The 25,969-nt window shown below is 37.4% G+C and carries 26 protein-coding genes and 3 tRNA genes; 4 read left to right on the top strand and 25 right to left on the bottom strand.

Annotation, left to right across the window (positions count from 1 at the left end; genetic code table 11):
• Window positions 1-8: 8 nt before the first annotated feature.
• On the bottom strand, window positions 9-2,396 hold the full coding sequence (locus tag ABC382_RS14795; RefSeq protein WP_322611849.1) for a SpoIIE family protein phosphatase: 2,388 nt from the start codon (window positions 2,394-2,396) through the stop codon (window positions 9-11).
• A 419-nt stretch (window positions 2,397-2,815) separates the two neighbouring features.
• Here ABC382_RS14795 and ABC382_RS14800 point away from each other — a divergent pair.
• The 4 genes from ABC382_RS14800 (at window position 2,816) to ABC382_RS14815 (ending at window position 3,473) form a co-directional block, all read left to right on the top strand.
• A tRNA-Gly gene (locus ABC382_RS14800) sits at window positions 2,816-2,890 on the top strand.
• Between the two features lie 11 nt (window positions 2,891-2,901).
• Window positions 2,902-2,978 (top strand) — tRNA-Met (locus ABC382_RS14805).
• A 5-nt stretch (window positions 2,979-2,983) separates the two neighbouring features.
• A tRNA-Glu gene (locus tag ABC382_RS14810) sits at window positions 2,984-3,055 on the top strand.
• A 166-nt stretch (window positions 3,056-3,221) separates the two neighbouring features.
• Window positions 3,222-3,473: a hypothetical protein gene (locus ABC382_RS14815; RefSeq protein WP_312507367.1), complete on the top strand. Its 252-nt coding sequence runs from the start codon at window positions 3,222-3,224 to the stop codon at window positions 3,471-3,473.
• Window positions 3,474-3,558: 85 nt separating this feature from the next.
• Here the strand turns inward: ABC382_RS14815 and ABC382_RS14820 are convergent, their stop codons facing one another.
• The 24 genes from ABC382_RS14820 to ABC382_RS14935 all read right to left on the bottom strand — a co-directional run bounded on the left by ABC382_RS14820 (window position 3,559) and on the right by ABC382_RS14935 (window position 25,781).
• Window positions 3,559-3,987 carry a S1 domain-containing RNA-binding protein gene (locus ABC382_RS14820; RefSeq protein WP_274795172.1) on the bottom strand — a complete coding sequence of 143 codons (429 nt, stop codon included), beginning with the start codon at window positions 3,985-3,987 and terminating at the stop codon, window positions 3,559-3,561.
• A gap of 134 nt (window positions 3,988-4,121) precedes the next feature.
• Window positions 4,122-4,526 carry an FtsB family cell division protein gene (locus tag ABC382_RS14825; protein WP_274795170.1) on the bottom strand — a complete coding sequence of 135 codons (405 nt, stop codon included), beginning with the start codon at window positions 4,524-4,526 and terminating at the stop codon, window positions 4,122-4,124.
• 17 nt (window positions 4,527-4,543) lie between these two features.
• Window positions 4,544-5,035 (bottom strand): spore cortex biosynthesis protein YabQ, encoded by a 492-nt coding sequence (yabQ, locus tag ABC382_RS14830; protein WP_312507368.1) that lies wholly within the window; start codon window positions 5,033-5,035, stop codon window positions 4,544-4,546.
• Window positions 5,032-5,331, bottom strand: a complete 300-nt coding sequence (gene yabP, locus ABC382_RS14835; protein ID WP_004229167.1) for a sporulation protein YabP — start codon at window positions 5,329-5,331, stop codon at window positions 5,032-5,034. Before yabP ends, yabQ begins: the two co-directional genes overlap by 4 nt.
• Before the next feature lie 147 nt (window positions 5,332-5,478).
• Window positions 5,479-5,769, bottom strand: a complete 291-nt coding sequence (locus ABC382_RS14840) for an RNA-binding S4 domain-containing protein (RefSeq protein WP_322605661.1) — start codon at window positions 5,767-5,769, stop codon at window positions 5,479-5,481.
• Between the two features lie 4 nt (window positions 5,770-5,773).
• Window positions 5,774-7,234 (bottom strand): bifunctional methyltransferase/pyrophosphohydrolase YabN, encoded by a 1,461-nt coding sequence (gene yabN / locus ABC382_RS14845; protein WP_322611848.1) that lies wholly within the window; start codon window positions 7,232-7,234, stop codon window positions 5,774-5,776.
• A 9-nt stretch (window positions 7,235-7,243) separates the two neighbouring features.
• The gene (locus ABC382_RS14850) at window positions 7,244-8,863 is read right to left on the bottom strand and encodes a putative polysaccharide biosynthesis protein (protein WP_322611847.1); all 1,620 of its coding nucleotides are present in this window, start codon (window positions 8,861-8,863) and stop codon (window positions 7,244-7,246) included.
• 157 nt (window positions 8,864-9,020) lie between these two features.
• On the bottom strand, window positions 9,021-9,557 hold the full coding sequence (gene spoVT / locus ABC382_RS14855) for a stage V sporulation protein T (RefSeq protein WP_274795165.1): 537 nt from the start codon (window positions 9,555-9,557) through the stop codon (window positions 9,021-9,023).
• 243 nt (window positions 9,558-9,800) lie between these two features.
• Window positions 9,801-13,313: a transcription-repair coupling factor gene (gene mfd / locus ABC382_RS14860; protein ID WP_274795164.1), complete on the bottom strand. Its 3,513-nt coding sequence runs from the start codon at window positions 13,311-13,313 to the stop codon at window positions 9,801-9,803.
• Window positions 13,314-13,576: 263 nt separating this feature from the next.
• On the bottom strand, window positions 13,577-13,804 hold the full coding sequence (locus ABC382_RS14865; protein ID WP_016993788.1) for an anti-sigma-F factor Fin: 228 nt from the start codon (window positions 13,802-13,804) through the stop codon (window positions 13,577-13,579).
• Window positions 13,805-14,051: 247 nt separating this feature from the next.
• A complete protein-coding gene (gene pth, locus ABC382_RS14870; protein WP_274795163.1) occupies window positions 14,052-14,618 on the bottom strand; it encodes an aminoacyl-tRNA hydrolase in 567 nt (188 codons plus the stop codon).
• A 145-nt stretch (window positions 14,619-14,763) separates the two neighbouring features.
• Window positions 14,764-15,354 (bottom strand): 50S ribosomal protein L25/general stress protein Ctc, encoded by a 591-nt coding sequence (locus ABC382_RS14875; RefSeq protein ID WP_274795162.1) that lies wholly within the window; start codon window positions 15,352-15,354, stop codon window positions 14,764-14,766.
• 255 nt (window positions 15,355-15,609) lie between these two features.
• Window positions 15,610-16,569: a ribose-phosphate diphosphokinase gene (locus tag ABC382_RS14880; protein ID WP_274795161.1), complete on the bottom strand. Its 960-nt coding sequence runs from the start codon at window positions 16,567-16,569 to the stop codon at window positions 15,610-15,612.
• 24 nt (window positions 16,570-16,593) lie between these two features.
• Window positions 16,594-17,964 (bottom strand): bifunctional UDP-N-acetylglucosamine diphosphorylase/glucosamine-1-phosphate N-acetyltransferase GlmU, encoded by a 1,371-nt coding sequence (gene glmU, locus ABC382_RS14885; RefSeq protein WP_274795160.1) that lies wholly within the window; start codon window positions 17,962-17,964, stop codon window positions 16,594-16,596.
• Window positions 17,965-18,226: 262 nt separating this feature from the next.
• Window positions 18,227-18,529, bottom strand: coding sequence for a septation regulator SpoVG (spoVG, locus tag ABC382_RS14890; protein ID WP_274795159.1), 303 nt, complete (start codon window positions 18,527-18,529; stop codon window positions 18,227-18,229).
• A gap of 222 nt (window positions 18,530-18,751) precedes the next feature.
• A complete protein-coding gene (locus tag ABC382_RS14895; RefSeq protein WP_322611845.1) occupies window positions 18,752-19,126 on the bottom strand; it encodes a RidA family protein in 375 nt (124 codons plus the stop codon).
• Entirely contained in the window at window positions 19,123-19,956 is an 834-nt protein-coding gene (gene purR / locus ABC382_RS14900; RefSeq protein ID WP_274795157.1) for a pur operon repressor, read from the bottom strand. The genes ABC382_RS14895 and purR overlap by 4 nt, the downstream gene beginning before the upstream one ends.
• A 56-nt stretch (window positions 19,957-20,012) precedes the next feature.
• A complete protein-coding gene (gene ispE, locus ABC382_RS14905) occupies window positions 20,013-20,879 on the bottom strand; it encodes a 4-(cytidine 5'-diphospho)-2-C-methyl-D-erythritol kinase (protein WP_274795156.1) in 867 nt (288 codons plus the stop codon).
• 222 nt (window positions 20,880-21,101) lie between these two features.
• Window positions 21,102-21,281, bottom strand: a complete 180-nt coding sequence (locus ABC382_RS14910) for a small, acid-soluble spore protein, alpha/beta type (protein ID WP_004229193.1) — start codon at window positions 21,279-21,281, stop codon at window positions 21,102-21,104.
• 114 nt (window positions 21,282-21,395) lie between these two features.
• Window positions 21,396-21,656, bottom strand: coding sequence for a biofilm formation stimulator Veg (veg, locus tag ABC382_RS14915; RefSeq protein WP_004229199.1), 261 nt, complete (start codon window positions 21,654-21,656; stop codon window positions 21,396-21,398).
• A 156-nt stretch (window positions 21,657-21,812) separates the two neighbouring features.
• Entirely contained in the window at window positions 21,813-22,694 is an 882-nt protein-coding gene (rsmA, locus tag ABC382_RS14920; RefSeq protein ID WP_274795155.1) for a 16S rRNA (adenine(1518)-N(6)/adenine(1519)-N(6))-dimethyltransferase RsmA, read from the bottom strand.
• Window positions 22,687-23,253, bottom strand: coding sequence for a ribonuclease M5 (gene rnmV, locus ABC382_RS14925; RefSeq protein ID WP_322605666.1), 567 nt, complete (start codon window positions 23,251-23,253; stop codon window positions 22,687-22,689). The genes rsmA and rnmV overlap by 8 nt, the downstream gene beginning before the upstream one ends.
• A 410-nt stretch (window positions 23,254-23,663) precedes the next feature.
• Complete coding sequence (locus tag ABC382_RS14930) at window positions 23,664-24,875, bottom strand: resuscitation-promoting factor (RefSeq protein WP_274795153.1); 1,212 nt, start codon at window positions 24,873-24,875, stop codon at window positions 23,664-23,666.
• A gap of 135 nt (window positions 24,876-25,010) precedes the next feature.
• Window positions 25,011-25,781 (bottom strand): TatD family hydrolase, encoded by a 771-nt coding sequence (locus ABC382_RS14935; RefSeq protein WP_322611844.1) that lies wholly within the window; start codon window positions 25,779-25,781, stop codon window positions 25,011-25,013.
• Window positions 25,782-25,969: the final 188 nt, after the last annotated feature.

Consider the following 25,969-nt stretch of genomic DNA (forward strand, 5'->3'; position numbering starts at 1 on the left):
ATTGATCATCAGTGACTCATAGAATATTGAGCTGGTCTAAAAACAGACCATGTCGGTACAACATGTGTCACCTCTAACATTAGTACTGTACAATCGTCCTCAATGTCATAATAACTTTGAAATGATTGCATAATCGTAGTTAACTTTTCTTGAATGGTTTTATTTGTACTTGCGACCTGCTGTGCAAAAGCTAAAAACGCCTCCTCCTGCTCACTCCAATCAGCTACGCTTGAAAATAGACCATCTGAATGCATTAAAATGACGTCTCCTGCCTTCAGTTTCCTTTTCTCAGCCTCCACTGCTGAAATTGATAAGAATCCTACAGGTGCTGCATTACTTTCAACTTTCAGTACTTCTTTCCCACGTAAAATATAGGTCGACATTCCTCCAGCCTTCCACGACCACAAATCACCATGCTGTAAATCAACGAGAGCAAAATCAAGTGTTGCGTACATATCATCTTGTTGCTTTAATGACATGACATAATGCAATGTATGCATCGCAGTTTCCGGATTCATATTGTAATTGAGACACTCTCTCATCAAATGTATCAATTTTCTACTTTCATGTTGTGCTTCTTTACTTTGCCCCATACCATCAGACAACAATATCGCAAATAACCCTGGATGCAATTGGAAGAGGGCATGTGAATCCCCAGAGTATAAGGTAGCATTTTTAGACATGCTATATATATCATACTCTACTTCAAAGCTAATAGCTGATCTAAAGCATATTTGTACATGACGAAACGGTATTTCACAGGCTGTTACTTTTTCAATTTCAAAAGGTTCATCAAAAATTTCATAAAGAATTGGCAATATCATACGTTCAGCTAGTGTCGTATCTTCCTCCCAGTTGACCCGTGCTGGCGCTAAAGCACAGACAATTTTTCTTGCTCCTGGCTTATTGCTAAGCACATCAAGTTGAAAACATTCAATATGGGCCTCCTTTAAACGTTCAGCGATTTCTTTTTCAACACTTACAAATGAAATCGTATCCTCCTTCATCTCAGCAATTAACTGGTTTAAATGATTACTCATATCACGAAGTTGCAGAGCAATCATTTTTTTGCCATGGAAATACTGCCCGTTAATCCGTTCTCTATAGAGCTCCGTATCTAACTCCTCAAAAATCTTCGTCGATTTCACACATTTATAGCGTATTTGTTCTTCTACACGGTGGATAGCTGATTCTTTACCTACTCCTTTCATATGAAACCAATCAGTCATCAGCTTGTCCATCCCATTATTTTTAGCTCCCCAGCAATGTTCGTATCTGAAACAACTTAAACAAGTATTCATTGGAGAAACTTCCTTCGCTTCTTCAACCGGTGCCGTCATAAAACGATCAAACACAAGCTCCTTCATGAATTGAACAAAATGCTGAAAATGCTCTAACTTATATGTTACATGATCTGTTAACCAGTTCTGACGTGCCAGTAAAACCTCCTCACGTTGTGGGAAGAGCTTGTCCCTTACCTTATCTGAATATTTTTTAGGAATCATTAGAAAAAGAAGACTACCAATAGCAATAGAGGTAAAATAAACGCTATCTAAAGGCAATGTGGCGTCATAAAATAAAAAGAACACACTTGGTAAAATACTTCCGATGGCAACCCCAAATCTACCACCCTTCGCTCCCATACCCGCACACAGCCCTGTTAAAGTTGCAACTGAGAGCATGCCGGTAAATGAAAGCTTTGCCACACCGATTAGCGTCCCTAGCACAGCCCCGATTACAGTTGCCAAGGGAACACTCCCAACTAATGCACCAAAACAGATAAAGAGTTGCAATAAAAAAATGGGGAGAGAAAAATAGCTAAACACAACTGCTTGCATCCCTGTAAGCATGGCGGCAAACACCACTAATCCAGAACCCAGCTTCTCATATGTCCAATGACTCGTAAACCATTCATACGAGTTAACAAATAGCACTTGCATAAACAGCGTCATAATAAGAGCTAGAGCTACCTCACAGCCTACATAAAATTGTACAAGCACTGGTGGTAAGCCTTGATACATCACTCCTTGCCACATTATTTGTACTAGCAATACAGCTAAAGATACGGCAATGCTTTGTGGCAGCTGCCAGTAACGGAAACGCATAATACATTCATACATAACGATCTGTAAAGCTAGAATAAGGACTTGTCCAAAGCCAAGGAAAAAACAACCAACTAAACTACCAAATAGAACATATTTTGCATACTCCCTATATTTCGTTCGAATGATGGCCCAAAAAGGAACAGAGAACGGTACAGCTGCTTCGAACACAACGGATTGAGCTAGAAAAAAAGCGGTTAAGAAAAATAGAGAGCCTATCAGTATTTGTTTCTTTTTTATACCTATTTTTCGGCCTTCTACATTCGTTGTATTATACCATTCAATACTTGTCATATAACTTTCCCCTTTCCGCACTTTTGGCTATTATAAAAAATTATGTGTGGAAAGATTGTCTGACGTTGACAGAAAAAAATTAAAATATTTCGACTAATAGATATACATAAATACGAGAACTGGCAACAATTTCTTTCACAGTTGCCTTATATTTATGAAAAACGTTGAAAAACCACCTTATTGATACAAAATAATAATGTCTATACTTTTACCTCACCATACTTAAATGGCATTCTATGTACTATCTCGTACTTCATTAAACTACTGCACCGATACATTTCTACGTAAGAACAAAAAATCCGCTAAAATAACACTTCTACACTAATTTTTATTAATTATATTTTTTATTATTTTTTTAATAAACTTACTTGACACTAACGCAATTGGCTTGTATTATTTAACTTGTTGCTTAACGACATGCGGAAGTAGTTCAGTGGTAGAACACCACCTTGCCAAGGTGGGGGTCGCGAGTTCGAACCTCGTCTTCCGCTCCATTTACTATATTGGCGGCCTAGCTCAGCTGGCTAGAGCGTACGGTTCATACCCGTAAGGTCGGGGGTTCGATCCCCTCGGCCGCCACCATAGTAGGCCCGTTGGTCAAGTGGTTAAGACACCGCCCTTTCACGGCGGTAACACGGGTTCGAATCCCGTACGGGTCATCTCAAATAGGCGTCTCAGAATCTACTTCTGAGGCGCCTATTTTTATTCTAAAAATGTAAGCTATGGGCTCCTAGAATTCACTCATTACGTTGAAAATTCTATGTAACAAAGTTTAAAATATGGCATACTAAATAAAAGATTTATTTTTAGGGGGGTTCATTTTCCTTGGGCGCATTAACGAAGGCTGCTTTAATTTGTGGGAGCGGCTCGATGATTATTTTAATTTCAATTCTTATTAATTTACCTTTTTTTGTTCAAATAGCACTATTACTTTGCGGACTTGCGGTAAGTATATATGGTGTTTTTTTACTTGTCAAAATGGTGACCCATCCAGCAGAAAAGGCAATTATCGCTCCTGCTGACGAAAAGGATATAACACCTATAAAAAAGAAGAGAAGGCCTTCTTCTACGCTATAGGGACATGAAAAAAGGGATTAGCTATGAACAAGCTAATCCCAACTCTATTTCATACACTTTTTCTACGATTAAAACAGTCAGCAAACTACCCTCTTCTAGCTCCGCGACCTCCGCGTTTTGATTCTGTAGCACGTTTAAGTGTTGCTAGACGTTCATCACTATCTTTTAAGAAGCGTGCCATTTTTTGCTCAAAATTTTCTTTTGGCTGGTGGCGTTCGTTGCGATCATTAGAACGATTCTCACGACGTGGGCGTGCTGGTCGCTCTGGTCTCTCAGCTTGAGGCTTTGCTTTACGGATTGAAAGACCAATCTTTCCGTCCGCTTCAACATTCATCACTTTTACTTCAACTTCATCTCCAACTTTTAGATGCTCATTGATATCTTTTACATAATTGTCAGCAACTTCACTAATGTGAACTAAGCCTGTTTTGCCATCTGGCAGCTCAACGAATGCTCCAAAATTTGTGATTCCTGTTACTTTACCTTGTACCTTGCTGCCTACTTCAATTGACATAAAAAAAATGCTCCTCCTTAAAAATTAAGCGACTCTTTTGAGCCATGTAATCAATTTAATCAAACCTTTTACTACTATAAGCTTCTCTTTTCATTATATATAACAATAAAAGAGTGTCAACAATACATAGCTTTTCAGTCGTCCTTTTTATCTTTCTTATCTGGCATAATGAAAATAACTTCACCTTTTTCGGATAAGTAATACTCTTTTCTTAGTAGTTTCGCGATATATTCATCATCCTGTAATTGTTTGATTTTAAGGTTTAATGTTTCTTGTTCCTCTTTCAATTCAGTGAGATGCTTATTCGCTTCTTCTTTTGATTTCTCTTTTGCCGCTAATGTTTCATTTTGATGTGACAGCACATTTAAGAGAAGAGCGATAATAATGACTGGTACAATCGCAAAAAAGACAATACGACGCATTTTACGTTTACGAGCTTGTTGTTTGCGATTTATAGCTCTATCCGTGTTACGGACATAGTCATTATCAAGCTTTGTGAAGTTCTGTTGTTCATCATTTGATGAATGACGTCTAGTCATGCCCGCACCTCCGAAAATTATTGTTGCTTTTTATTATACTTCAAATATCGTAATTTTTTAAAAAAAGTGTAGGACAAATACGAATAAATTTTGACAAAAGGTCTTATAACAAACATTACTATATTTAATAATAGCTGCAAAATATGTCGAATTACAGTGACAATGAAACGTACAATGAACCAGAAGGGCCTCCATGTTATATTCACCAAAATTCTAGCTACGAAACGTAAAAAAGTTTGAAAAAACGATTGATACAAAAAAATTCCGGCTATTTGCGCTAGCGGGTCATAAGCCCGCCAAGCGCCGTCTTTTAGCCAAAATAATAAATAATATGTCAATCCTCCAAGTAGAATCCATGTTAATATTTCAAAAATCATCATCCACTTGCGAAGGCTTGACCTTTTTGGAGTTGAAAAAACAATAAGTCTTACACTATCAATTATGAAACCAACTGCTATACCGCTCAAAACCATGACAATTAATTGATAAAATTGTTCACTAACAATCATCCAAATAACTTATGAAGGAAACCTTTCGAGAAGCCACTTTCCTCCTCGTCGTACTGCAAGGTTTTTACAGTTCCTTCAAGTGTCAATAATCCTTTGTCAACATCTAAATGAACGATATGCAGTTCCTCACCACGAATTAACAAGTGCCCTTGGGACGTCTTAATAAAAAACTCTTCCTGATCAAAGCGTTCAATTGATTTTACAGAAGTCATGTCCATTCTTTTACGATTACGAATCGTTAAAATATGCTCTCCAGATGGAATTGTGTAACGATTACTTTCTTGATGTAGCGTCATTTTCTTCCTCCTTTAGTCGTCCTAGCTTCTGTTCACTTTATGCGGACAACCTTCAAAGCATGACAAACTTTATTTAAGTTGTGCATTACTTTCATCCACAAAAGAAAGGTAGGGCAACATTAGGTAAGTTAGAAAATAAATTTAACGCTATTCTTCATCATCGATAAATTCAGGTTCAACTTTTTCTAGTCTTTCTTCTTTCAAAATTGTAAACATTTTTGCTGCATCTTCTTTTTTCACTGTATCACGTAATTCTTCAACACGAGCTGTTACTATTTTTTGACCAAAACGGATAGCTAGCTCATCCCCAGCTTTTATAGCACTACTAGCTTTTGCTACCTTTCCATTGACTGTAATACGCCCTTGATCTGCCACCTCTTTAGCTAAAGTGCGGCGTTTTATTAAACGGGATACTTTTAAAAATTTATCTAGTCTCATCTTTTTACTCCTTTTCTAATTGCTTTGCTTCATTCCAAAATGCATCTAATTGTTCTAATGTAAAATCAGCAAATGATTTTCCACTAATTTTCACCTGTTCCTCTACATAACCAAATCGTCTAGCAAATTTCTCATTTGCATGTAACATGGCCTCTTCTGGAGACAGCTTGTAAAAACGCGCTAAGTTCACTAATGTAAATAATACATCACCAAACTCATCAAGACGGGAGGCATTTGAGCCTTTTGTCACCTCATGGCGGAATTCCTGCCATTCCTCAGCAAACTTATCCCATGCTCCCTCCACATCAGGCCAATCAAAACCTACTTTGGCAGCTCTTTTTTGGTAGTTATAGGCTGTCTGTAATGAAGAGGATGCTCTATACTCTTCTTTTAATAATGGTTTATCGCTAGTACCCTTTTCCTTAGCTTTGATTACCTCCCAATTGGCAACTACAGCATCAGCATCCTCTACTGCTACATCACCAAAAACATGCGGATGGCGACGAATCATTTTTTCGCTAATTGAAGCTAAAACATCCTCTAGTGTAAAGTAGCCTTGATCTTCACCAATTTGGGCATGTAAAAATATTTGTAATAGCACATCACCAAGTTCCTCAATCATTGCAAAATCATCCTCAGCATCTACAGCAGCCAAGTATTCATGTGCTTCTTCAAGTAAATATTTTTTTAATGACTCATGTGTTTGTTTTTGATCCCAAGGACAGCCATTCGGACCTCTTAGCGTGGCAATAATTTGGCGGAATGTTGTCCAATCTCTCAATGCTTCTTCCTGAGATTTTACAGGCGGAACGTACACTGTTGTTAAATTATTTACTTCGACACTTTGATCGAGCTCATAGAGAGGTACCGTTACAATCTTTTCTTGTGAAGACCCTGCAGCCGTAACAACTGTCACAGGGTACTCATCAGCGTATTTTTCCATCAATGTTAGCTTCACTTCTGAAGCACTAAATGTATCGTATACTTGAGCAATTAAGATATGTTGACGCATGTTGATGTCATGCATTGAAAAACTAGTACCATCAAGTAATTGGAAGCCTTCAATTGGGTCAATTTTTAATGCGCCAAAGATTGGGTCCAGGAAACTTTGACCACCCTCAATGACTAAATTAATTCGACTATTATTAGCCGCTGCAATAAGTAATTGTACTGTTTGTTCTGCAACCAATGGGTGGCCTGGCACAGCATACATAATATCCTCAACAGCAGTAGCTTCAATAAGAGCATCTGCAATTTCTGCATAGACTGGCTGGAATGCATCATGTTTTTCATAAACCTTATCAAAGCTTTCGAATTGTACTCCCTCAGCTTCTAATTCCTTTAATACTGGATGATCCACTGTTCGTACATATAATTTTTTAGCAGCCTTTAATTTTCTATAAACGCCCATTTGCAGCTGATTAAAATCCCCCGCACCTAAGCCTATAATTGTTAATGTATTCAATATTCACACCTACTTCTTTGAATTTAGCCATAATTGGTAGACAGCCATTCTGCGTCCAAACGGCAATAAATACCACTCTTTTTCTACTAACACTCGTTTCTTAGCAATAATCGTTAGCATAGCAAATGCGCCAAAAAATACAGCTGTTAGACCTGCCACCACCGCCATCAAACGTGAAGACATCAAATGGCTTAAAAACGCTGATGCTATTTGTAACCATACGAGTACAACAGCTGCCATACTTAATGATGCCACCCCTACTTTTTTATAAAAGTCTCCTGATGCAAATTGAATACCAGTCAATCCTTTCAAATAAACAATAAGCAAGAAGGCTGTTACTAATAATCCAATATCATTCGCAACAGCTGCACCTAATACACCCAACCAACCAATTAACCGTACATTCAATATGATTTTTAACAAAAAGCCAATGATTAAAAATAATGCTGGCTTTTTTAATTTACCATATCCTTGTAAGATTGCCGTAAATGTAAGAATAATTGACAATGGGACGATTTGGAATACATAGACGATTAAAACTTCTGATAAAGTATTGGTTTTAAAAAGCATTTCATTTATATAAGGCATGACAAGCATTAAACCTAATGAGGCTGACCAGCCAAATAGTATCGATGCTTTGTATGTTAACTGTATAAATGGTATAGCACTTCGCCCCTCTTGTTTTTTCGACAAATGAGCAACAAGTGGCACAATAGCAAGCGACAACGAAGAAGCGATAACAACCCCTAATTGTACTAACGGCTGTCCACGATCATAAATACCTTTCGTTTCCTTCGCTAATGTAGGTGCCATACCATTGTCAATCAATGATGTATAAATCGTAAATGAATCGACCAGCTGGTATCCAAGTAATAGTAGACCACTCATGCTGACACTTAAGCTCAACCATGTTACTTCTTTAATAATTGAAATACTTTTCACCTGATGTAGGTGTTGATTATTTCGAAGTCCAAATCGTTTATAAAAGATATAAGCAAGCAATAACAGGGCCGTAACTTCACCAATTACTGTACCGATAACAGCCATTTTCCCTGCATCATAAAGTGATTTTGTTGTTGTCATTATAATAAAGGTGCCTATTAAAATAACAGCTACTCTAATCGTTTGTTCGAGAACTTGGGCATATGCAATAGGCTCCATAATGCCTCTAGATTGAAAGCCACCTTTCATAATTGCTAGTGCTGGCATAACCAATACTACAAGGGAGCCTGTACGTATTAAAGGTGCCAATTGAACATCACCCATCCACCGGGCTATAATTTCAGCACCTCCAAATAAAATTGCAAAAAATAATAGCGATAATATCGTCAAATATCGGAAAACCACACGTATTATGGTGTTTCGTCGTTTCTGACGTTCTACTGTATCAGCAATGCAATCATTATCTGCAAGCATTTTAGAAATGGCCACAGCAAAGCCACTAGATGTCCAAACAACGAAAATTGATATAACGGGATACACCTGTTGATAGATATAAAAGCCTTCATCTCCAACTAGATTTTGAAAAGGTACACGATAAATTGCACTAAGAACCTTTACAATAAGGGCAGCAACTGTCAATAAAGCTGCACCCTTCATGTAGCTTTTCATGCCAAAACGTTGCGACATAAATTGCCCTCTTTCCTTCTTAACAATGCCCATAGTATAGCATATCTCCAAAGTTTGACGCGCCAGGTAGCACTACTGTTCCTATAATGACTTATTTATGTACGCAAAAAAAGTTATTGTTCAGCCTAAAAGGTCATCGCAATAACTTTTCCATGCATCAACTATTCATTTGTTTAGCTAAGAAGTTAGCAGCTGTTTCCACTACTTTGACTTCTACCTCACCGACAAAGTGTACTTTTGATAAGACAATAATACAGCCTATTGGATCACCGTTTACCATAATAGGTGTCGCACAATACGATTTTACCTGCTCATATTGTCCAGGGACAATTTCAATCGTTGTTTCCATTTTTTCAATTTTTGTTGATCGCTCTTCCATGAAACCTTCCGCAAAGGATGTAATGCGACGATTAATATATTCTTTTTTACCAATCCCTGCTACAGCAATTACTTCATCACGGTCAGTGACAAATGCTGGTGTTCCTAATGTTTCATAAAGTGTCTCAACATATTCTCTTGCAAATTCCCCTAAATCATTGATAGGAGAATATTTTTTTAATATGACTTCACCTTCACGGTCCGTATAAATTTCAAGAGGGTCGCCTTCACGAATACGTAGCGTCCTACGAATTTCTTTTGGAATAACTACACGCCCTAAATCATCAATACGACGAACAATTCCTGTTGCCTTCATTCTAATGCCTCGCTTTCGCTACAATGAAATTTTTATTCAACTATAGTATGGTTTTTATTTAAGTAATCTATGCAAAAACTGATGAAAAAGGATTTCGCAACCAACAATTTTTTTCATAAGCTATTACGTCAATCAACTCCATATTAGTTTGCCCAAGGAATAAGTTTCTATAATTAATTCATAAAAAATGTATATAAAAAGGCCATCTTATCTTTTCCGAAAAAGATAAGACCGGCCTTTTTGCTAGTGCTGTTTTTTTGCTTTATCAATAATTTGCATGAGCTCTTCCAACAAATCAAATGGTTGATATTTTCCACACTTTCGCTCATCTATTGTTAATTTTAACTGCATGCCGTCCATACCAAAACCGACAGCACGTTCAAATTTCATCGATTCTTCAATGATTTTACTGCCATCAACATTGGCTGTTCCCTGTTCAGACAACAGAATTGTAATCAGTTTTTGCTTTTCCTTTACAGATACTACTCCTGCGCCAAGACCCCAAACCTTCATTCGTGCTATTCGCAGTAAACGCTCTGTTTCAATTGGAAGATCGCCAAATCGATCCTCTAATTCCTCCATGATTTCATCATATTCCTCTACTTGATCCATTGCCTTAATGCGTTTATACATTTGGATTTTTTGATATCCATCCGGAATATAGACGTCAGGAATATACGCATCAACACTTAGCAATATTTCGATATCTGGCTTCTCTTCTTTTTTTACACCTGTTTGTCGTTCAGCAATGGCGTCTTGAAGCATTTGAGAATATAAATCAAAGCCGACTGAATCAATAAAGCCATGTTGCTGCGCTCCGAGTAAGTTACCTGCGCCTCGAATAGATAAATCCCGCATGGCAATTTTAAAGCCTGAGCCAAGCTCAGTAAACTCTTTAATTGCCTGTAAACGCTGCTCGGCTACATCTGTCAATACTTTGTCTCGTTGATACATAAAGTACGCATATGCTACCCGGTTTGAACGTCCAACCCGTCCACGTAACTGATAAAGCTGGGCCAAGCCCATTCGATCAGCATCATGGACGATTAATGTATTCACATTCGGTATATCAACACCTGTCTCAATAATGGTTGTCGTAACAAGGACATCATAGTCACCCTCTAAAAAGGCTAAAATCACTGATTCCAATTCTGACTCTGTCATTTTTCCATGCGCATGACCTATTCGCGCCTCAGGAACGAGTACCTGAATCTCCTCTACCTTACGGGCCATATCTTCAACTCGATTATATAAATAAAACACTTGTCCGCCACGTGCCATTTCTCTCTCAATTGCTTCTCGCACTAATGCTCCACTATGTTCCATTACATACGTTTGGACTGGGAAACGATTGGCTGGTGGTGTTTCAATAACAGACAAATCCCGAACACCTACCATAGACATATGAAGAGTACGTGGGATTGGTGTAGCCGTTAAAGTTAAGACATCGACATTAGTCTTTAATTGCTTAATTTTTTCCTTATGTGTCACACCAAAACGCTGTTCCTCATCAACAATTAACAAACCAAGATCTTGGAAAATTAAATCTTTAGATAAAATTCGGTGTGTTCCGATAACTATATCGACTTGCCCCTCTTTTAAACCCTTTAATGTTGCAGTTTGCTCTTTTTTAGTGCGGAAACGGGATAATAATCCAACATTAATAGCAAAGTCCTGAAAGCGCTCACGGATTGTTTCATAATGCTGCTGGGCCAAAATAGTAGTAGGGACAAGGAAAGCTACCTGCTTACCGTCTTGAATAGCCTTAAATGCTGCGCGAATGGCTACCTCTGTTTTACCATAGCCTACATCACCACATACTAAACGATCCATGGGGCGTTCTCGCTCCATATCTCGCTTTACTTCAACAATAGATCGAAGCTGATCCTCTGTTTCTTCATAAGGGAACATGGCCTCGAAATTACGCTGATCATCATTATCAGGTGTAAAAGCATGCCCTTTCTCTGCTTCTCGCTTGGCATAAAGCTTAATTAAGTCATCAGCAATATCCTGTACAGCAGAGGATACCTTCGCCTTAGTTTTTTTCCACTCTGCTCCACCTAATTTATGTAGCTTTGGTTCACGATCTTCTGATGCCACATATTTTTGGATTAAGTCTATTTGCTCTACAGGTACATACAATTTATCGTCAGCACGGTATCGAATATGCAAATAATCTTTATGTGTACCATTGACCTCTAGCGTTTCCACACCAATATATTTACCAATCCCATGATGAACATGCACAACATAATCACCCGGCTTAATTTCTGTATAGCTCTTAATCCGTTCAGCATTGGTCATTTTTTTTGTTCGCGCTTTTTTCTTTGCCTGCTGCTTAAAGAGCTCATCCTCTGTCACAATTGCTAAGCGCTGCAACGGTAATTCAAAGCCACTCGATAAGCCACCATCAACAATATAAATCCCAGGTTCTGCTGGTTCACCTATTGTTGTATGAATATCGTATTCTTCAAGCATTTGCTGAACCCGTTTCACACGTTCTTTATCCCTTGCAACAATTAGTACCGTAAATTTACCAAGGAACCAGCGTTCTACTTCACTTTGTAGCAATGCCATCTGCCCGTGAAATTGCTGCATAGGCTTGCAAGAAAAATTAGTTGTTTTATTAAATGTGATCCCTGAAAATGTTCGTGAAAATAACGAAAACGAAAGCTTTTGTTGTGGCAACATCGCTAGTATTTCTTTTAGCGTGAAGGCGGGTTTGACATCATGAACCATTTTTCCTTCTTCAATTAATGATAAAAACCATTCATCCTCTTCACGTTCCCATGCATCCATAACCTCTTGAATGCGTCCAAGCTCATCGAAAAGCACAATGCCATCCTGTGCAAAGTAATCTCCCAGATAGGCCGTTTTATCGTATAATAATGAACCATATTTGTTGACGTAATCAGGTAAGTTTCCTTGTTGTAACAGTTCAATATCATACTGAATATGCTGATACAGTAACTCCTTAGTTTCCTGTTTTTTGACCTTCTTTAAGCTGGCTGCTAAGGCGGATTCCAAACGACCAGATAGCGACTGTCTTTCTGCTTTAGTCAGAATAACCTCTGCAGCAGGAAGAATACGAATTTTTTGCAATTTATCAATAGAGCGTTGGTCGTCTGCTGAAAATGTCCGTATAGAGTCAACCTCTGTATCAAACAATTCAATACGAATAGGCGATTCTAAATAAGGAGGATAAATATCTAAAATGCCTCCACGCAACGCAAATTCTCCAGGTGTTGTCACCATTGAATTACGAACATAACCCATCTCAACTAATGTTTGTAACCACTTATCAATTTCGATATCATCACCTATAGCTGTTTGTAAAAAATATTGTTGCCAATGTTCCTTTGGCTGCATAATTTTCCTTAAACCTGCTACGGGTATTACATAGATAGCCTTCTCACCTCTAGCTAAACAATCAAGTGTTGCAATTCGCTCTGCACGTAATTCAGGTGATGCCACAGAAAGATCTGCTGCAATGAATTCATCAGCAGGGTAATAATGTACATATTCTTCACCTAATAATCCAGCAAGCTCATCAACCATTTTTTGTGCCTGCAATAGATTAGGAGAAACAATATAGATGGGCTTCTTAACATATTCAAATAACGCATCAACCATTACTGGTCGTGCGCTTCCTGTTAAACCTGTAATAAGCTGTGATGCAGTTTGACCGCTCTGAATTTCCTGTAAAAATGATGTAATATGTTTATCCTGCGACACAAGTTGTCGTAAAACCTCCACAGTCAAAAGCTCCTTTCAGCATAAATTTCTATTTGTATCTTTTTTCAGTATTCTTCTCATACTTCTATAAGGGAAGATACTTGTATTCATTTTTTCAGTGTGATCGCAGAATTTTTCGATCAAGCATGAAAAATTCTATACATAGCACCGAGGCGTAGTCTTTCTATTACTCTAGTGCTATTTTAAATATCTCTATTATTGGCTATTTTATAAAATGGAAAAAGGCCTTGAACACACATGAGTGCGTCAAAGCATCCTTCCAATTATTGAATCCATTTATTGAGTGCGTGATAATCTGGATATTGTCTCAGCGAATCCTCACATTGCTCACAAATGCAGTGCACAGTCGTTTGTCCATGTTGATCTTTCTCAACATAATCATCTGCTTCTCCCAATTCGAAAATATGCAGTTTTCGAATTGTATCATCTGCATCAAATGGTAGTGTCCCTATTTCTACTTCACAATGCCGACATCGGTAGCGAACTGACATCTCCAAATCATCCTCCTTTAAGCAACTTTCTACTTAAAGTATAGACATTTATAAAAAGGATTATGCACTTTCCAATGTCGTCAACATTGCAATCACTTCAAAATTAGAGAATTATTTTGTGCTTGTAGTTAACACTATTCAAAACAAGCATTTAGCTGCGGTTATAGTATAAGGCACATTGTAGCTCATCCTTAAACCATTCCAATTATCCACTGACTTTAACAAAAATTTTTTAGTTGTGTTCCATTTATTTGCTAGTGTTAAAGTGATTCATCACATCAAGAAACGGCTTTGAAAGAGATGCTTCGACTGCATTTACAGATTTTTCGATGGCTTCTTCCATAAGAACCTGATCGTCCTTTGAAAATTTCGCTAAGACATAGTCTGCAACTTTCATGCCCGCAGGTGGACGATTAATTCCTACTCGAATACGATTAAATTCCTGGGTACCTAAATGTTGAATTAAAGATTTAATGCCGTTATGGCCGCCTGCACTACCTTTTTGTCGCAGACGCAATTTTCCTGTTTCTAAATCTAAGTCATCATAAATTACAATTAAATCCTCTACATCAATATCAAAATAATCCATAAGGGGACCAATACATTCCCCTGATAAATTCATATATGTTAAAGGTTTAACAAGTAGAACCTTTCCTTCAGGTCGATGTACAGTTGTGTACATTCCATTAAATTTTGAATTTGTTAAAGGCGTCCCCCATTTTTCTGCTATCGCATCAATTACATCAAAGCCAATATTATGTCTTGTATGCTCATAAGGTTTACCTGGGTTTCCTAAACCAACAATAATTTTCATAAGTACCTCTCTTCTTTCAATCTAATAGTCATTATTTTACCATACAGCACACATAGAAAGCATTTTGTACAATTCTTAAACCGCATAAAAAATAAGGCTAATAAGAAAGCTCAACTTTCTTACTAGCCTTACCTATTATTTATTTTTATTCTTGCTCTTCCACACCGTCTATAGTCTCTTCTTCTACTGAAGCAGGCGCTATAATCGTTACTAATATATAATCATCTTCATCAATAACTTCAACAGGTATATGATCTCTAATATCTTTTACAGTTAAGGATTCTCCAATTTTCAATGTTGAAATATCAACATCAATCGATTCAGGTAACTCTGCTGGTTTTACCTTCACTTTCAATTCTAAGTTAGGCTGCATTAAAATACCGCCCTCACTCACACCGACTGACTGACCCATTAGTTTAATCGGAACATCAGCTTCTAACTCCTCAGCCATATTAATGGCTAAAAAGTCGACATGATTTACTTCATCCTTTAATGAACATTGCTGTATTTCTGACACAACAGCATTCACTTTTTGCCCCTCTAACTCAAGTGAAAACACACTATTTTGTCCATTTCTCTGAATGGACTTAACAAATTCTTTTGCAGAAATAGAAATTGGGGTTGAATCTAATTTATAGCCGTAAATAACCGCAGGAATGGCTCCCCCTTTTCTAAGTTGGGTTAATGTCGAACGATGCCCAGTTTCGCGCTTTTTAACACTTAATACTGTACTCATACTTCTTTATTCCCCTTCCAAGAAAATTATTTACGCCTTATCAACAAGCAATATGTTGTAGGCTATGATAATATTTATCTCTTATTATTTGATAGAGTAAATATTATTAAGTCACATTTTCTATTATACCCCTTTATATGAAGAATCACACAAAAAACACTCGATTATTTATTCCCAAGATGAACTTATGTCCGAATCATTTAACATAAAAAAAAACAAATCCATCTAAAAAGATGGATTTGTCTATATTTATTATTAATCAAATAGTGTACTTACAGATTTGTTTTCATAAACGCGAGAAATCGCATCAGCCATCAATTTTGCTACAGAAAGCTCAGTAATTTTCGGAGACTTTTTCTCGTCTGCAAGCTGAATTGTATTTGTCACAACTAACTCTTTAATAGCAGAGTTTTCAATACGTTCGATTGCTGGACCAGATAATACAGGGTGAGAACAGCATGCATAAACTTCCTTTGCACCAGCAGCACGTAATGCGTCAGCACCAATTGTAATCGTACCTGCTGTGTCAATAATATCATCAATCAAGATTGCCACTTTACCATCTACATTACCAACAATGTTCATAACTTCCGCAACATTTGGTTTTGGACGTCGCTTGTCAATAATTGCAATCGGTGCTTTTAAACGTTCAGCCATTTTGCGAGCACGTGTTACCCCACCATGGTCAGGTGAAACAACAACGATTTCTTCTGCTGGAATACCTTTAGATTTGAAGTAATCTGATAATAAAGGTACTGCCATTAAGTGGTCGATTAAGATATCAAAGAAACCTTGAATTTGAGGTGCGTGTAAATCTAGTACGATTACACGTGTTGCACCAGCAGTCTCTAGAAGGTTCGCCACTAATTTAGCTGTAATTGGCTCGCGCGCTTTTGCTTTTCGGTCTTGGCGTGCATAGCCATAATAAGGCATTACAACGTTTACTGTACGAGCAGATGCGCGTTTAACTGCATCCACCATAATTAAAAGCTCCATTAAATGTTCGTTTACAGGTGCAGAAGTAGACTGCACGATAAACACATCACAACCACGAATACTTTCTTCAATGCTAATTTGAATCTCTCCATCACTGAAGTGCTTAACAGAAGATTTTCCTAATTCAACACCCATTTCCTGCGCAATTTCTTGAGCTAATGGATTATTAGAATTAAGAGAAAATATTTTTAATTGTGAGTTTGCATAATGATACGGCATGATGGCCTCCTGTTTAGTTGATAATTATTTTGAATTTAATTTGCTTACATAATTAGGTTTGTTTTCTTGTCTTGCACGCGCAATTGCAAGTGCATCTTCAGGAACTTCTTTTGTAATTGTAGAACCTGCTGCAATAAATGAACCTTTTCCAACTTTCACTGGTGCTACTAAGTTAGTATTACATCCTACAAATACATCATCTTCAATAATCGTTTTGAACTTATTTTTTCCATCATAGTTTACTGTAATGGAACCACAGCCAATATTGACGTTACTACCGATTTCAGCATCACCAATATAACTTAAATGCGATACTTTCGTGTCATTATCTAGCTTGCTTTTCTTCACTTCTACAAAGTTACCAATTTTCACATGACTACCGATCTCTGAAAGCGGTCGAATATGAGCATATGGTCCAATTGCTGTATCTTCTGCAATAGCGCTTTCACGTACTACAGAGGAATGTACAGTTGTACGATCACCGATACGACTATCTGCAATTTGAGTGTTTGGTCCAATAATGCAATCCTCACCAATAACAGTAGCACCCTCAATCATTGAACCTGGTTGAATGATTGTATCACGACCAATTACTGCATCTGCGCTAATATAAGTTGTTTCTGGGTGGATAATCGTCACACCATTACGCATATGTTTTTCATTAATTCTTGCACGCATTAATGTCTCTGCCTGTGACAAAGCTACACGATCATTGACACCTAACGTTTCTTCAAAATCATCCGTCACATATGCTTCTACAATATCGCCTTGTTTTTGTAAAATTTCAATGACATCAGGTAAATAAAATTCGCCCTGTGCATTATCATTTTTCACAAGCTTTAATGTTTCAAATAACAGTTTGTTATCAAAGCAGTATGTGCCAGTGTTTATTTCTTTTACTAATTGCTGTTCTGCCGATGCGTCCTTTTGCTCAACAATTTGTTCCACCTGTCCGTTCTCGCCACGTAAAATACGACCATAGCCAGTTGGATTTTCAGCAATCGCTGTTAAAATTGTTGCTTTAGCATTTTTAGCTTGGTGATGTTCGAATAAAGCCTGCATTGTTTCAGGTCGAATAAGGGGTGTGTCTCCACAGACAACTAAAGTTGTACCTTCTTCATTACCTAAAATTTCTTCAGCCTGTTGAACAGCATGTGCTGTCCCTAACTGTTCTGCCTGCAGAACATACTCACTTTTATCTCCTAGCTGTAATTGCACTTTTTCTGCACCATGTCCTACAACCGTTACAATGCGATTTACATCTAACGTTTGAATATGATCCACCACATGTTGTACCATTGGTTTCCCACATACTGGATGGAGCACTTTATATAATTTGGACTTCATACGTGTACCTTGACCTGCAGCCAAAATGACAGCAAAAACATTGCTCATCTGTAAGTCCTCCAATACGCTCATTTTCTCTTATGACTATATAGCAAAATTCATCTATTTTCAAGGCATGTAGAGTTGACAAAAAGATGAATTACAAAAACCACTGCACCATATGCTCGAATGTCATGAAGTATATCCTAAAACTGCTCATATTCTCTTTTTATCAAAATAAAAAGAACCCTTCATACATGAAGAGTTCTTTATATCTTTTCATAGATTCATTTTGTAGCAAATCCCCAGTGAGGTATTTATTTCCTTTTGATTAGACACCAATTCCTTCTAATTCTTCTTCTTTAGTCGTTTCCTCTATTTCACTAGAGTTATGATACTCGTTTAAAATGATCTCCTGAATTTTATTGCGAGTATCCGAATTAATTGGGTGTGCAATATCTCTAAACTCCCCGTCCGGCGTCCTTTTACTTGGCATTGCGACGAATAAACCAGTATTTCCATCAATTACACGAATATCGTGAACAACGAATTCATTGTCAAGTGTAATGGAAGCAATCGCACGCATGCGACCATCCGTCTGTACCCGACGTAATCTCACATCAGTAACTTCCATTTTCTCACCACCTCTCTTCTTAGATGCCTAATTGAAAATATCATATTCTCGATTACCGAATATTTTCCTTTTTATAGTCTATCAAATTTTCTAAAAAATTTGAATACTTATTAGAATAATATTTTTTCTTATATACGGAATTTTTGACAATTGTTTGTCAGTATTAAAAAAGCTCACTAAACAGAACGCGTAGTTCCCTTTAGTGAGCTTATCAATTTATGTTTATTTAACGATAGCAATTACTTCTATTTCTATTTTTACATCTTTCGGAAGTCGAGCTACCTCTACCGCTGAACGAGCTGGTTTATGATCACCAAAATGACTTGCATAAACCTCATTCATAGCTACAAAGTCATTCATATCCTTCATAAAAACAGTTGTCTTTACAACATTTTCTAAAGAAGATCCTGCTTCTGCTAAAACTGCTTTTAAATTAGCGAAAACTTGATTTGTTTGAGCTGTTATATCGCCCTCTACCAATTCCCCTGATGCTGTTAATGGAATTTGCCCTGAGCTATAAAACATTCCGTTAACAATAATTCCTTGTGAGTATGGTCCAATTGCTGCTGGTGCATTTGTTGTTGCTACTACTTTCATTTGTCATGTCCCCTTCTAGAAAAATAGTTACCTTCACTTAATGCAATTGTTCGATCTTTTTCATTAACTTCATGAAGCTTTACAAGTGAATAATAATCATCTACTAAAGTTTCGTCCGCATGTTCAGCCTCTACAAGCACCGCTATACCTGCTAACTGACAATCAAACTCCTCTAATAGATTTTTCATACCGTTCATCGTACCACCGACCTTCATAAAGTCGTCAGTAATTAAAACACGTTGTCCACTTTTCATGCTTCTTTTTGATAATACCATTGTCTGAATTCTTCTGGAAGAACCAGATACATAGTTAATACTTACTGTAGAGCCCTCGGTTACTTTACTATCTCTTCTCACAACAACCACTGGTACATTTAAATGTCTTGCAATCGCGTGAGCAATAGAAATACCCTTTGTTGCTACAGTCATTATGACATCAATTTGTTGATCAGCAAAAGCAGAGGCAAATACCTTCCCTACTCTATTAATTAAATCTGGGTTCCCTAGCAAGTCTGTCATGAATAGGTACCCACCTGGTAATAATCGATCTGAATGTTCAAGCTCTGCCTTTAAATCCTGAATTACTAAACGTACTTCAGTCTCGGACATTTTCGGAATATATTTTACTCCTCCTGCGGCGCCCGGCACTGTCATCAATAACCCGATTCCTTTTTCTTCGAAAGTTTCTTTTACAATCGTTAAATCCTCACTAATGGATGACTTCGCAGATTGATATAATTCTGAAAAATAAGTTAGCGGGATCAGCTGATGTGGATGTTCTAGTAAATAGTACGTCATATCAACTAGTCGTTCACTACGTTTCCATTTCATGCGACCCTCTCCTAAACACGAATATTTATAGGTAAAATTAACACAAATTTGCGTTTCTAAGCAAGTGTATTTCGCTCACCTAAAATCCGAACTGCATAAACTTCCTCACAAAAACCACGTAAACCATTATAGATGCGGCTTACTCGAGCTTCACTATCCACCAGACCAAACACCGTCGGACCGCTTCCGCTCATCAATGTGGCATCTGCACCAAAACGCTTCATTTGTTCCTTTAACATCACAACTTCTGGATGTAACTTAAATGTTACAGTTTCCAGAACATTACCTAATGAAGAGCATAATAGCTCATAATCTTTTGTTTCAATAGCCTGTATCATCTGCTTAGTATTTGGGTGTTCTAAGCCTTCAACCTTCAATCCTCCATATACCTCAGCTGTAGATACACCAATTTTAGGCTTTGCTAAGACCACCCAACAGTTTGGTGGGGCTGGTAATTCCTTTATTTTTTCCCCACGGCCTGTAGCTAATGCTGTGCCGCCATAGACACAAAATGAAACATCAGAGCCAATTTTAGCTCCCAATTCTGCTAATTCATCTATCGATAAACCTAAATCCCACAGCTCATTGAGACCCTTTAAAGTAGCGGCTGCATCACTACTACCGCCCGCTAGCCCTGCTGCAATGGGAATTTCCTTTTCAATTGTAATGGATACACCTTGTCTAATGCCGTATGTATCTTTAATGAGACGCGCTGCCTGATAAGCAAAATTACGATGATCATTTGGTACAAAATTATCAGTAGAGATTATTTGGATTTCTCCATCTTCTCGAGATTCAAGACTAATACGATCAGCTAAATCGACTGTTGTCATGACCATCTCTACTTCGTGAAAATTATCTGGTCTTTTATAAAGCACATCTAATGTTAAATTGATTTTTGCAGGCGCCTTTACATAAAGCATATTTCTTCCTCCCTTATAGCTACACGTATAAACAGTTCCTTTTTTTCGCGCAAGGTTATTCATTTTATTTTACCATATTGGGCATACGAAAATGGAAAAAAAGAACCGTATACCCTCTTCGGTGTATCGGTTCTCTTTCGTCAGTTGTATTTGTTGTGTCAGTAAGGATTTTCATCCCTGCTGAATGAAACTTTATAAGTCGCCTACTTTAACAAAAATAGCCTACTTACGCTCTTGCTCACTACTTGCCCGTTCAGCCATTTCAATGGCACGTTTAACCATATTACCAGCATCTCGAGCTTTTATGCCGCCCCAGCCTTCCTTTTGCACAACATCATAAAATCCAAGTTCTTTTGCGATCTCTTCTTTTAATCGAGGTGACATGATACCTTTTCTAGGCATATAAACTCCTCCTTTAACAACTGACGAATTTAGTATGCCCGCGAAAACGCAAAACACTCATGTAGTTTTTAACATACATGAGTGTTTTGAAAATATAGAAATAAGTACTAGAAACTATTTTGCGACAGCAGCCTTTGCTTCGTCTAAAAATGTAATCTCTACTGCTTCAGTTAAAATATCTGTGTAACTATACGATACGCGCTTGCACGTATTGTCTTCTTGATCGAGCTCTACTACAAAGATAGCGCGATATGTTTCACGTAATATCCCTGCACACTCAACCGTTTTCTTGCGACCACCGTTTGCTTTTAATTGCAAACGTTTACCCAAATGACAATCCAACGACTTTTTAATGTCCGCTAAAGTTTTTGGCATTTTCGCTTACACCTCACTAATAACTAGTATAAGCGAAACGCCCAAAAATGTCAACAAAATATAATATTTTATCAGCCTCTTATAAAACTTGTCAACTTATTTTTTATAAAAAATATATATTTTTTTACATCAAAGAAAAATTGTTAACAAAAATTTTTACTTTGCAAACACAGGATACAGTGCATCTGCTAATTTTCCAAACTCTTGAATAGAAAGTGTTTCTCCACGACGAGTTGGTTCAATATTAGCTGCCTCTAATGCCTCTAAGATCGAATCCTTATGTGCCTTACCGTTTGGCAACCCTGATTGTAGGTTATTATAAATTGTTTTTCTTCGCTGTACGAATGAAGCACGAGTCACGACAAATAAAAAGTCCTCATCTATTACTTTTACAGGTGGTTCATCATGCTTGATAAGACGAAGTACTGCTGAATCTACATTTGGTTGTGGCATGAAAACTGTTTTTGGCACAGTCATAGCAATATCGGCCTTCACATAATACTGAATCGCAATAGATAATGAACCATATTCCTTCGTTCCTGGCTTAGCCGTTATACGATCAGCTACCTCTTTTTGCATCATAACAACAAAACCGCGAATTGGCAGTCGATCATTGAGCAATTTCATTAAGATTGGTGTAGTGACATAATACGGTAGATTGGCAACGACCATAATATCTTCAATTCCTGGCATTTCATCTGCAATAACCTTCGCGACATCAGCCTTAAGTATGTCAGAATGAATAATAGACACATTATTATATGGACTAAGTGTATCTTCTAGTACCGGTAATAAGCGTTGGTCAATTTCAAAGGAAACAACCTTTTTTGCACTTCTTGCCAGATGCTCTGTTAATGCTCCAATACCAGGACCAACTTCAATTGCACCACTGTTTTCTGTTAAATCTGCATGACTCACTATATTTCTTAAAATGTTAGGGTCAATTAAAAAATTTTGACCTAAACTTTTTTTAAATGAAAATCCATACTTTTTTAAAATTTCTTGAGTACGAATAGGTGTTGCAATATCCTTATGCATTATTTTCCTCCTGATCTAGCTGTGCGACCGCCGCACCAAATTGCTTTTCTGTAATCTGAAACATTTTTAACCTTTTATGAAGCTGTTTACCGTTTGTTGCTCCAATATTTAAGATTTCTCCTAGACGATCACGACGCTGCTTAGATTGAGGGTGCCCAATCAATCGTGCTGTCATTAAATCTTCTAGTGTAATATCATCTTCGCTTGGCACATCATACTGAGGGGTATAAACATGTTGTAGAGCTTCTCTTATATCTTCGTCAGCAGCATGTTCAATCCCTAACCCTTTACCGTTCTTGGCAATCGTTTTGGTTTTTGGTAAAAAGGCATGTTTCACACCTTGAACATGCTCTTCAATAATGGCACGTATTCGACGTCCTGGATAGTCAGGATCCGTAAATACTATAACACCACGTTTTTCTTGGGCATGCTGAATTCGCTTCAATGTTTCCTCAGAGATAGCAGACCCATTTGTTTCTATAGTATCTGCATGTACGGCACGCTTAATAGCAGTCGTATCATCTTTTCCTTCAACAACTATGATTTCTTTTATTTGCAAAAAGGCTCCTCTTTTCTATCTACCTTATCTTCTGACCATTTTACAACTGCATGATACTGTTTGTACAGAAATACAAGGCTGGAACGAGCCTAATATCATTTCAGCTTACAGAGTTTATCATTATACAGTGCTTACAAAATCTTTTGCTAAATAGCTCAAAATGCCTTGCCTTGCTTGTGCCGATTTTTCTGACCAATAGCAGTTAAAGCTAATTGAATTGAGACAGCAAATACGCAGCAAAACCCGTGATTTTTTCTACTATACCTGCCCCTCAAGAACAAAAAATCTTATGTACTTGACTCTTTTCCTTGCATTATCAATTTTCATAGTCAAATTAAAAAGCTTTCCTGCCAGTCAAAACAGGAAAGCTCCATTTGTGAAAAAACATTTTGATTAATTTTACAATTTTTTTAATTTAATACTTTAATACGCACTTTCTTACGTCCCCAGTTACGTGCTTGGGCATCTGTTTGTACAAGTATATCGATCTTATTACCCTTAATTGCGCCACCAGTATCCCCAGCAATAGCTGTACCGTAGCCTTCAACCCATACTTTTGAGCCTAATTTAATAACAGATGGGTCAACTGCAATTACCTTTAATCCAGAATTTGAACGTAAGTTTATACCAGTTGCTGATGTACCTGAACAACCGTCACAATATGGTGTATAAGCTGTTGCCGTTACATAAAATTCTTTGCCGCTAGCTGGCTCTGCTGAACCACGTGATACAGTTTGTGCACTTGCAACAACTGTTTTAGTGCCAACTGCAACGACTTTCTTTTTCGGCTCTTTTAAAACTTTTTCAGATTGTAAATTTTTCGCTACAACCTTACCATTTTCTTTGACAATCTCATACGTACGAGAAACTGAGCCATTCTCGCCTGTTGCCACTACCTTTTGTTTACCCTTTTGCAATGAAGCATCCTGCTTCTTTTCAACTGCGAAATCTAAAGAGTCTTCCACTACATCGATAACCTTTTCTACGCGAACTACTGTGATTTTACTCGCCGGAGTAATAACGTCCTCCAGGTTATTTTCGACACGATCGAATTCATTTAACTGAATTCCTTGTTGTTTTAAAAAGTTAGCGACCGTAGTCGAAGTGGACCATACTTGTCTTTTATTTACGCCATCGACAAGCGCTACTTGAAACGCTTTTTGAATATCGATTTTGTTTTCTGCGCCTAGTTCAGTATCTAGACCCTGTGCTAAAGTGTCATGTTCAGATACTTTAATATTTGCTTCCTTCAAAATGTCTTTCACAAGTGTTTCAGTTGTCCAAACTTTTGACTGATTTCCATCAACTGAAATAGTTACTTCTTTTGCCTGTTCCCATTGAATTGCTAATCCATTAACAATTTTGGTGTTCAGAGAGGGTGATATTTTGTCATGCTCTGCTACATCTATATTTTGATCTTGTAATAATTGTTCTACAGTTTTGGCATGTGTTGATACTTCGATTGTTTCTCCGTTTGCTTCAAGCGTTACGGCTTTTTTCGTACCTTGGTAGAGTACGAAAGAGATTACAGATACAAACAGGACAAGTGAAATAATTCTTATCACTGTTTGCTTACTCCTCAATGATCCTAAGAACAAGTTTTTCATGGAATTATTTGACATGAAAAAACGCCTCCTTAATACAAGGTTGGATTATACGGACTAGTTTTGGCACTGTCAACCCGAAAGTATTTCTCTGAAAATTGACTTCTTTGTTTTTGCCAACCATAAACCCTGTATTGGAGGCATCTAAGCTAGTTAATTGTCAATCCCAAAAAATTTTTTCGCATTGTCTGTAGTTGCTTGTCCAATTTCCTCAATTGTCAACCCTTTTAAACGCGCAATTTCCTCCGCAACTAAGGGTACAAATGCTGGTTCATTGCGCTTACCTCGATGTGGATGTGGCGCCAAGTAAGGGGCATCTGTTTCGATCATCAAGTGCTCTAGAGGTATTTCTGTAGCCACTTCCTTTGGCAGACGTGCATTTTTGAATGTTACTGGTCCACCAAGACTAATCATAAAATTCATAGCTATACATTCACGCGCTGTTTCTACACTCCCACTAAAGCAGTGCATAACACCTCCTACTGATGCTGCGTTCTCTTCGCGTAATATTCTTACAACATCTCCTGTTGCATCCCTGTTATGAATAATAATTGGCAAACCGGTCTTTTGTGCTAAATGAATCTGTTTGCGGAAAAGTGCTTGTTGAACGTCTTTTGGGGATTTATCCCAATAGTAGTCTAACCCAGTTTCACCAATGCCAACTATTTTTGGATGTGATGCTAACTTTTCAATCCATTCCAAATCTTCTTGCGTACAATCAATGGCATCTACTGGATGCCAGCCAATAACACCGTAAACAAAATCATATTGCTCTATCAATTGCATAGTTCTTTCAATGGTTTTACGGTCAAAACCAATTACAACCATTTTCTCTACTTTAGCTTCAAGGGCTCTATCTATTACCACCTGAAGGTCTTCATCATACTGATCTGCGTTTAAATGTACATGGCTATCTATAAACATCTTCATTCTCCTAACATCGATTTTATTAAAATTTATTATTTCATATTTTTCGTAAGCATTACAAATTTGTTACAAACTATTTGGTAATGTGACATTACACTTAATCGACAACTCTACTTATAATACAAAATACCTAAAAATCCCTTTATTTCACAAAGCACAAACTATTTCAGAATAATAAATAGTCC

This window comes from Lysinibacillus phoenicis (assembly GCF_047238325.1).
Lineage (GTDB): Bacteria > Bacillota > Bacilli > Bacillales_A > Planococcaceae > Lysinibacillus > Lysinibacillus irui.

Bases quoted from the DNA above. Each gene is read 5' to 3' on its own strand.
- ABC382_RS14795 (WP_322611849.1), bottom strand. From the start codon at position 2,396: ATGACAAGTATTGAATGGTATAATACAACGAATGTAGAAGGCCGAAAA.
- ABC382_RS14820 (WP_274795172.1), bottom strand. From the start codon at position 3,987: ATGTCAATTGAAGTAGGCAGCAAGGTACAAGGTAAAGTAACAGGAATC.
- ABC382_RS14825 (WP_274795170.1), bottom strand. From the start codon at position 4,526: ATGACTAGACGTCATTCATCAAATGATGAACAACAGAACTTCACAAAG.
- yabQ (WP_312507368.1), bottom strand. From the start codon at position 5,035: ATGATTGTTAGTGAACAATTTTATCAATTAATTGTCATGGTTTTGAGC.
- yabP (WP_004229167.1), bottom strand. From the start codon at position 5,331: ATGACGCTACATCAAGAAAGTAATCGTTACACAATTCCATCTGGAGAG.
- ABC382_RS14840 (WP_322605661.1), bottom strand. From the start codon at position 5,769: ATGAGACTAGATAAATTTTTAAAAGTATCCCGTTTAATAAAACGCCGC.
- ABC382_RS14850 (WP_322611847.1), bottom strand. From the start codon at position 8,863: ATGTCGCAACGTTTTGGCATGAAAAGCTACATGAAGGGTGCAGCTTTA.
- spoVT (WP_274795165.1), bottom strand. From the start codon at position 9,557: ATGAAGGCAACAGGAATTGTTCGTCGTATTGATGATTTAGGGCGTGTA.
- ABC382_RS14865 (WP_016993788.1), bottom strand. From the start codon at position 13,804: ATGTCAGTTCGCTACCGATGTCGGCATTGTGAAGTAGAAATAGGGACA.
- pth (WP_274795163.1), bottom strand. From the start codon at position 14,618: ATGAAAATTATTGTTGGTTTAGGAAACCCAGGTAAACCTTATGAGCAT.
- ABC382_RS14875 (WP_274795162.1), bottom strand. From the start codon at position 15,354: ATGAGTACAGTATTAAGTGTTAAAAAGCGCGAAACTGGGCATCGTTCG.
- ABC382_RS14880 (WP_274795161.1), bottom strand. From the start codon at position 16,569: ATGCCGTATCATTATGCAAACTCACAATTAAAAATATTTTCTCTTAAT.
- glmU (WP_274795160.1), bottom strand. From the start codon at position 17,964: ATGAGCAATGTTTTTGCTGTCATTTTGGCTGCAGGTCAAGGTACACGT.
- spoVG (WP_274795159.1), bottom strand. From the start codon at position 18,529: ATGGAAGTTACTGATGTGAGATTACGTCGGGTACAGACGGATGGTCGC.
- ABC382_RS14895 (WP_322611845.1), bottom strand. From the start codon at position 19,126: ATGAAAGTAGTAGCAACAACAAATGCACCAGCAGCAATTGGACCATAC.
- purR (WP_274795157.1), bottom strand. From the start codon at position 19,956: ATGAAATGGAAACGTAGTGAACGACTAGTTGATATGACGTACTATTTA.
- ispE (WP_274795156.1), bottom strand. From the start codon at position 20,879: ATGCTTTATGTAAAGGCGCCTGCAAAAATCAATTTAACATTAGATGTG.
- ABC382_RS14910 (WP_004229193.1), bottom strand. From the start codon at position 21,281: ATGCCTAGAAAAGGTATCATGTCACCTCGATTAAAAGAAGAGATCGCA.
- veg (WP_004229199.1), bottom strand. From the start codon at position 21,656: ATGCCAAAAACTTTAGCGGACATTAAAAAGTCGTTGGATTGTCATTTG.
- rsmA (WP_274795155.1), bottom strand. From the start codon at position 22,694: ATGCATAAGGATATTGCAACACCTATTCGTACTCAAGAAATTTTAAAA.
- ABC382_RS14930 (WP_274795153.1), bottom strand. From the start codon at position 24,875: ATGTCAAATAATTCCATGAAAAACTTGTTCTTAGGATCATTGAGGAGT.
- ABC382_RS14935 (WP_322611844.1), bottom strand. From the start codon at position 25,781: ATGTTTATAGATAGCCATGTACATTTAAACGCAGATCAGTATGATGAA.